The organism is Nostoc sp. UIC 10630 (assembly GCF_010747425.1).
Lineage (GTDB): Bacteria > Cyanobacteriota > Cyanobacteriia > Cyanobacteriales > Nostocaceae > Nostoc.
The window spans coordinates 1-5,383 of record NZ_JAAGOG010000330.1 but is presented as its reverse complement, the minus strand read 5'-3'; the positions used below and the strand labels follow the sequence as shown (position 1 = coordinate 5,383).

Sequence of the window (5,383 nt, the reverse complement as noted above, 5' to 3'; positions counted from 1 at the left end):
GGGTTGCGTTTCACTCCACCCAACCTACATAAATATATCTTTTAAAAAACTCTAGGTTTCAATATAGATGAGGTTTAGAACACAAATTCAATAATTTTGGAAGGACTTCTCTTCCAACCTTTCTTTTCGGTGTACACACATCTCTGTGTACACCAGAGTAACCCTTTTAGGAAGCATCACACAAAGCGACAATAATCACATAGAGGCAGGTTTATTCAGCTATTAAGTTAGCGATCGCTTCTACTAATTTACCTTGCTCTAATAATTTGGCAAGATGGCTGTGAAATTAAGCTGAAAGTACTTGCTTGGCATTAATTTTTCACGAATGGGGTAGTAGTACTTCATCTATGATGCTACTGGTGTTACATTTACCATTAAAAATATTTCGTTAAAAGCGCCTCACCTGGTTCTCCCATCTGGTATAATAGCTTTTCAATTTGTTTCATAGCGAGTGGCGAAGGTCGTGTTCGTCCATTTTCCCATCGGTTTACAGTGTGGAATGAAACCCCTAACATCGTTGCCAATTTTACCTGTGATAATTTGAGGCACTGCCGAGTCTCACGAACCAACAGTGCAATGCTTGGCTGTTTGATTGCAGTCATAGGCTAAATATATTTTTTTACAAGATATTGCAATATAGCAGATGCTATAACTCTGACTGCACCTATCTATGGTTATAAAGGTTGTAATTTGATCGTTATGTACTACATCAACTATCATGCAAGCTATTTAAGCTATTAATAGAGTTGTTCCAATCTAGGAAATAGAAAATATGAGAGTTTGGCTTGCTTGCTTTTTAGTGCTGTTTGCCTTGGCGGAATTATTTGACTGGTTGCAAGAATTTAATCTGCCATTACCTATCTATATTTTGGGTGGTGCTTTTTTAGCTGTTGCTTCTAACTATGATAAGATTGTGGGCTCCTATTTTGACGAGCCGAGTATCGAAGCATCGCTCGAACAACCCCGGTTAGATTCACTAACACCATCTACTAATCCTATTTCTTTCTCTATTGCCAGTGCTGTTGAAGATACTCCAACATCTCAAAAAGATGATTAGTGCTATTGCGCGACTCCGATGGCGAGCAATGGGAGAGGATAAGAGCTAACTAGCGTCATAGCCTGTCGTAGACATCGCTTATTTCTTTGGTAATGCTGCGTGTCAGCTTTCTTTAAGAGTAGGAATATGCCAAAATTTCTCACTAGCAAGTAAATTGCTACATTAATAGAGAAGCTGAGGTTAATTAGCTTTTAACCTAGAGTCCGAAAATTAACTTTTCCGCCTGCAACATCTACCCAATTCAGGCTACTGCCGCAATGCTGTGATTAGTGGACTATTAAAAAAACTCCGTGTCCCTTTTATCAAAGTTCAGGATTCCCGTGAAACTTCCAAGAACAAAAGCTGGTTGCAGATTATTTTAGTTACCAGTGCGGGAGTTACCGTGTTTATCTGGGGAATTCGGGAACTCAAATGGTTACAGCCTTGGGAGTTAAGAGTTTATGATGAAATGTTGCGATCGCGTCCAGCACAAGCACCCGATCAGCGGATTTTGCTAGTAAAAATCACTGACGACGATCTTAAACGAGAGAAATGGGCTCTATCAGATCGGACAATCAATCAGCTATTAAAAAAAATCGAGTCTTATCAACCGCGAATTGTTGGTTTATATCTTTTCCAACCAGAAAACAACAATTTGGCTATTAATTTCCAAAATCAAGATAACATCGTCAGCACTTGTTTGTTCAGCAGTTTGGGTAGAGATGAAATTCCACCACCACCCAATTTTCCTATAGATAATGTTGGGTTTAGCGATGTCGTTTCTGACAATGAAAACGACCAAATTCTCCGTCGTAGTTTGTTATTTGCTTACTCTACAGACAATAAATGTACAACATCATTTGCTTTTGGGGCGCTAATAGGAATTAATTATCTAGAGAAACAAGGTATTGAATACAAGTTTACTAATAAAAAAGAATTACAGTTAGGTAAAATCCTCTTTCCACGTTTACAACCTAATTCCGGTAGCTATCAACATCTGGATACAGATGGCTATCAAATATTATTAAATTATCGTCACCCTAACAGTTTTGCCGATCAAGTAACCCTTACGCAAGTCCTCAGTGGTCAAGTTAACTCCAGTTTATTCAAAGACCGTCTTGTAATTATCGGCACTACTGCGGCTAATTTACCTCCAGGCGGATTTTATACACCCTACAGTACTTTGCCAGATCAACCAGCCAGAATGCCTGCTCTGTTTATTCATGCACAGATAGCAAGTCAACTCATCAGTACAGTGTTGGATGGGCGACCTCTAATTTGGTATTGGCCCGACTGGGCAGAATTTATTTGGATGTGGGGCTGGTCGCTTTTAGGTGGAATTATCGTATGGCGGTGGCAAAATCCTTTGGTGTTGCTAGTGGTGGGAGGAACAACTCTACTTGGGTTAGTAGGAATCTGCATTGGTTTGTTTTTGCAGGCTGGATGGGTGCCTTTAATTCCCTCTGCTCTTACTTTGGTTGTTAGTAGTATTTGTGTGATTGCTTATACCAGTTACCAAAATCAGCGACAAACTCAGGTGATTATTCTGCAAGTTGAAAAACAACAAGAAGCGATCGCACAATTAAATATACTCTTAGAAGACAAAACCGCAATTCCCGATTCGTCTCTTGGTTTTCCTCTCCCAGTTGATTCACCAGAAATAAAATCAGGTAATTTGCTTTTGGGTGGACGCTACAAAATTTCTCAAGTTCTTGGTTCAGGTGGATTTGGTCGAACTTATTTAGCACAGGATACTCAACGACCGGGTAATCCTACTTGTGTAGTTAAAAAGTTAATGCCAGCCCGTCAAGATACACGATTTTTGCAAGTTGCTCGCAGGTTGTTTCATAGTGAAGCTGAGATATTAGAATCTTTGGGTAAACATCATCAGATTCCTGAACTACTTGCTTATTTTGAAGATGACCAAGAATTCTATTTAATTCAACAATATATCGAAGGACATACTTTAAGTGAAGAATTACCACCTGTTCAGGATGTGCAAAGCGAATCATTTGTCATAGAGATGTTAAAGCAAGTTTTAGAAGTTCTAGAATTTGTTCACCAGCATCGAGTGATTCATCGTGATATCAAACCAACTAATATAATTCGATGCGATCAAGATAATCGGCTGGTATTGATTGACTTTGGTGCAGTCAAATTGATGCAACCCCCGACTAGCGAGCAAACAGAATTAGCTACAGTAGCCATTGGGACGCGGGGTTATGCACCTCCAGAACAATTTGCCGGTCATCCCCGCCTATGTAGTGACATTTACGCTTTAGGAATGATTGGTATTCAAGCCATAACTGGAATACCACCGCAAGAACTCCATCCAGATCCAGAAACGGGGAATGTGATGTGGCGGCATACAGTGCCAGTCAGGGAAGAATTGGCGGTCATTTTAGATAAAATGGTTTGCTATCATTTTAGCGATCGCTATCAATCAGCCGCCGCAGTTTTACAAGATTTAAAACGTATGTAGTCCTAGCAAGCATCGCAAGGTAGGAATTTTAACTCTCACTCGTCAACTTCCGTCGTAATTCCCGAATTGCGGCGCTAGTATTACGCTCGTAGGCAATTTTTAAACACTCTGTGACTATCTCTGACACATTGATATTAGGGAAATAACGGCTACTGCTTTCAACAGTGTAGACATCGCCTTGCAATCTGTAAATTACAAGCTGGTTCTTCCTGAACAACCAAACTTCTGGTACTCGATAAGGCAGGTAGTCATTTACATCGGTGTAGCTGGTGATGTCTATCTCTACCACCAAATCGGGAGATGGATCAACACCCCAATTGATGCGATCTTTACCTGCAATTGCCTGCCAGTTTTCAATATAAAAACAGTAGTCTGGTTCTATACCACTTTCCTGTGGTAGTTCCATTGTGATTGGGGTAAATGCCTCGTATTCTCGCCCCAGATGATCGAGCAAAACTTTTACTACATCTGCAATTACACTTACTTTACGCCCATGTTCTGGTAGTGGTGCCATCAAGAGAATTTCTCCATCTCGATACTTGATACGAGGCGAAGAGCGATCGCCTAGTTGTTTATTCAGTGCTTGATAATCTTGCCAACTTCCGGGTAGGCGTACTACTGTGCCTGGGGGCAAATGGATTGTATCGGGTGTGACAACAGCGAACATAGAGCTAATACCTCCACTTCAACTGTAATACTTTAGTAATCAATTGCTACGACTAAAAAATACAGCAGCGACAATAATTAAACCTAAAAGTGCTAGAGGAACCCAAAGATTAGGAATATCTGACCAACTCATATTTAATTACGAATTACGTTAGCGGAGCGGGGCGTTAGCCCATTACGAATTACGAATTATCTTAAACCAATGCCTCCTTTAGCGAATTCTTCAACAGTTTTCTGTGAAAATTCATGAGTTGCGATCGCTTGCAACATTGCCAATGGTAAAGTCAAATGATGGGCCCCGGCTTGCAATGATGCGGCTGCTTCTTCAGGAGATTTGATACTAGCTGCCAAAATCTCTGTATCACTGCCTTTGAGGACGCTAGCCATATCTCGCACCAAGGCAATACCATCACCTAACAACCGGGTAGCTCGATTTACATAAGCTATGGCAATTTTCGCTCCCGCCTCCCGTGCTACTGCTGCTTGTGCTGCGCTGTAAATTGCTGTCACCGAACAGGTAATTTCTGAGGATAGAGTCGCCACCACTTCAAAACCTAACGGTGTTGCGGGAATCTTCAAAATTGTTTGTGAACCAATAATCTTGAAAGCTTTTCTACCTTCAGCTAGCATCCCAGCTTTATCAGATGCTACAAGTTGATAGTATAACGGGCCAGAGGTCAAGGCAACCAAATTTTTGAGCGTGGTTTCTGGTGGAGTATCGCTTTGAGACAACAGCGTGGGATTTGTAGTAATGCCTTTCACCCATCCCCAAAGCTTAACAACTTCGGCTTCAGATGCGATCGCTGAGTCTAGATATAGTGCCATAATTTTCCTGAATCGATTGTTAAAATTAATTTACCAGATGTGCAACTTAGACTTTCTTACGTACCAAAATATTCTGCACTATTTCCTAGCCCTTGGCATACTATTGATTCAGGACTGCCATCAGGAGGTAGTTCAGGAGTAGAATATTTTCCGAATCTATATCCCGAAGATATTCCTAGTTATATTCGACGTAATGAACTTTTCTTTGATGGCAAGAAGTGGAGATATAAAACACCTCACAAAAAAGTGTTTACACCTAATGGAGAGTATAATTTTGTAGTACAGAGAGGCCAGATATATAGGAATCATATTTGATTTTTGAAAAAGACTACGAGATAATACTGAGGTAAATATCGGTCTAAGAGTGAACCATG

Annotated in this window: 5 protein-coding genes; 2 read left to right on the top strand and 3 right to left on the bottom strand. The window is 40.5% G+C overall.

Going from position 1 to position 5,383, the window contains the following annotated elements; all coding sequences use genetic code 11:
- Positions 1-374: 374 nt before the first annotated feature.
- Positions 375-602, bottom strand: a complete 228-nt coding sequence (locus tag G1O98_RS36495) for a helix-turn-helix transcriptional regulator (protein ID WP_163939115.1) — start codon at positions 600-602, stop codon at positions 375-377.
- 170 nt (positions 603-772) lie between these two features.
- On the opposite strand from G1O98_RS36495, the gene G1O98_RS36490 reads away from it, so the two are divergent.
- Together G1O98_RS36490 and G1O98_RS36485 are read left to right on the top strand one after the other, a co-directional pair.
- Positions 773-1,057 carry a hypothetical protein gene (locus G1O98_RS36490; protein ID WP_163939113.1) on the top strand — a complete coding sequence of 95 codons (285 nt, stop codon included), beginning with the start codon at positions 773-775 and terminating at the stop codon, positions 1,055-1,057.
- 262 nt (positions 1,058-1,319) lie between these two features.
- Positions 1,320-3,518, top strand: coding sequence for a CHASE2 domain-containing serine/threonine-protein kinase (locus G1O98_RS36485; RefSeq protein WP_163939110.1), 2,199 nt, complete (start codon positions 1,320-1,322; stop codon positions 3,516-3,518).
- A 28-nt stretch (positions 3,519-3,546) separates the two neighbouring features.
- On the opposite strand, the gene G1O98_RS36480 is transcribed toward G1O98_RS36485, so the two are convergent.
- Both G1O98_RS36480 and G1O98_RS36475 read right to left on the bottom strand, forming a co-directional pair.
- Positions 3,547-4,185 (bottom strand): Uma2 family endonuclease, encoded by a 639-nt coding sequence (locus tag G1O98_RS36480; protein ID WP_163939108.1) that lies wholly within the window; start codon positions 4,183-4,185, stop codon positions 3,547-3,549.
- 188 nt (positions 4,186-4,373) lie between these two features.
- Entirely contained in the window at positions 4,374-5,009 is a 636-nt protein-coding gene (locus G1O98_RS36475) for a transaldolase family protein (RefSeq protein ID WP_163939106.1), read from the bottom strand.
- Between the last annotated feature and the right edge of the window lie 374 nt (positions 5,010-5,383).